Below are 2,476 nucleotides of genomic sequence, written 5' to 3'. Positions count from 1 at the left end.
GACCAGCCGATCCCCGGTCCGCGGATCCGACTTCGCCACCACCGCGGTCTGCGCGACCTCCGGCAACGCCAGCAACGCCGCCTCGATCTCCCCCAACTCGATCCGGAAACCACGAATCTTCACCTGGAAATCGGTACGACCCCGATACTCGAGCTCACCCGCGCCGTTCCACGCAACAAGGTCGCCGGTGCGATACATCCGGGCACCGGGCACGAACGGATCGGCCACGAACCGGTCCGCGGACAGATCCGGGCGCGCGAAATACCCGTGCGCCAACTGCGCGCCCGCCAGATACAACTCACCCGCGACACCATCGGGCACCGGCCGCAACCGGCCGTCCAGCACATACACCCGGCTGTTCCACTGCGGCACACCGATCGGCACCGACACCACATCCGCCTCGGTCACCCGGTGAGTGGTGACCGACACCGCGGCTTCAGTCGGACCGTACAGGTTGAACAACCCGGCACCCGGCGAACGGGTGAGCACCTTCTGCGCGGTCGTTACCGGCAGGGCCTCACCGATAGCGAGCACCCGCCGCACCGACTCCGGCAACCCGGTGCCGGTGTCCAGCAAGGCGTCCAGCATCGACGGCACCACCGTCAAGGTGGTGACCTGTTCCCGGTCCATCAGCTCGTTCAGGTACGACGGGTCCCGATGCCCGTCGGCTTCGGCGATCACCATCCGGCCGCCGGACACCGCCGCCAGCCAGAACTCCCACACCGACAGGTCGAACGTCGCGGCTGTCTTCAGCAGGATCGCGTCCGAGGCATCCAGCCCGAACTCGGCCGTGATGTACCGCAACTGGTTCACGATCGCCGCATGCGGCACCGCCACACCCTTCGGACGACCCGTCGAACCCGACGTGAAGATCACATACGCCGTATTCGACGCCCGCAACGGCGCCACACGCTCCGCATCGCTCACCGGGGAAGCGTCGAAACCGCTGATATCGACGGCATCCAGGGCCACCACGGATGCGGTAGCGATACCGGATTCGGCGTCGATTCCGGTATCACCGGTGGTCAGCACGCAGACCGGTGCCGCGGTGTCCAGGATGTAACCGGTCCGCTCGGCCGGCTGATCCGGATCCACCGGCACATACACACCACCCGCGGTGGCGACCGCGTACATCGCGACCACCAGATCCACCGACCGCCGCAACCCCAACCCGACCCGATCCTGCGGACCGACGCCCACCGAAATCAGGTACCGGGCCAACCGATTGACCCGGGCACCCAGTTCCGCATACGTGATCTGTGCACCGTCGGCGTCCACCAGGGCTATCGCATCGGGCGTGGCCGCGACCGTCGCGTCCAAGAGCGACACCAGGGTCGCCGCCGGCTCCAGCTCCCGAACGGTCTCGTTGCGCTGTGCCAGCGCCGCCCGTTCGGCCGGGGCGAGGATCTCCAGTTCGCCGACCACCGTTTCCGGCGCCGCCACGATCTCACCCAGCAGCCGGACGAACCGCTCCACGAATTCCTGCGCGGTGGACCGATCGAACAGATCGGTGGCATAGGTCAACTGACCCCGCACACCCCGCGGCGCCCCCGCACCGTCGTACTCGTCGGCAACGATCAGATGCAGATCGAACTGGGAAACACCGGTATCGACATCCAGACCCGACACCGTCAGACCCGGCAACTCCAAACTCGACAGCGCCAGGTTCTGGAACGAGAAACCGACCTGGAACAACGGATTCCGCGCCGTGGACCGCGCCGGGTTGAGGACCTCCACCAAACGCTCGAACGGCACATCCGCGTGCGCGAACGCCGCGATATCGGTTTCCCGCTGGCGGGACAACAGATCCGCGAACGACTCACCACCGTCGATCTGTGTCCGGAACACCAACGTGTTCACGAACATACCGACCAGATCATCCAGCGCCCGCTCACCACGACCCGCCACCGGCGTACCGATAGTGATGTCATCGACACCCGACAGACGCGACAACAGCACCGCCAACGCCGAATGCACGACCATGAACAACGTGGCATTCTGCTGCCGGGCGACCCGCTGCAAACCCGCATGGATCTCGGCATCGATCGCGACCTCGACCCGGCCACCGGCGAACGACTGCACCGCAGGACGCGGCCGATCCGACGGCAGATCCAACTGATCCGGAATACCCGCCAGCGTCGACTGCCAATACCCGACCTGCTGCGCCGCCAGGGATTTCGGATCGGCCTCGTCACCCAGCAACTCACGCTGCCAGATGCTGTAATCCGCGTACTGCACCGGCAACGGCGCCCAACCCGGCACCTCACCCGCGATCCGCGCGACATACGCGGTCATCAGATCCCGGATCAAGGGCCCGACCGACGTACCGTCACCGGAAATGTGGTGGACCACCATCGCCAGCACGTACTCACCGGCTGTTCCGGTGTCGGCCGACTCGCCCACCTCGAACAAGGCCAACCGCAACGGCACCTCGGCCGTCACATCGAACCCCGCCGACGCCAACTCCGACACCGCC

At 66.4% G+C, this 2,476-nt stretch carries 1 protein-coding gene; it reads right to left on the bottom strand.

Features of this window, described 5'->3' with window-relative positions; translation table 11 throughout:
* On the bottom strand, positions 1-2,476 hold a 2,476-nt coding region (locus tag ABZV91_RS32380; protein ID WP_355249520.1), incomplete at both ends, for an amino acid adenylation domain-containing protein.

Origin of the sequence: Nocardia sp. NPDC004568 (assembly GCF_040609955.1) — a bacterium.
Classification (GTDB): Bacteria; Actinomycetota; Actinomycetes; order Mycobacteriales; family Mycobacteriaceae; genus Nocardia.
The sequence above is the reverse complement of the archived record's forward strand: the minus strand, read 5'-3'. Positions and strand labels throughout refer to the sequence as shown.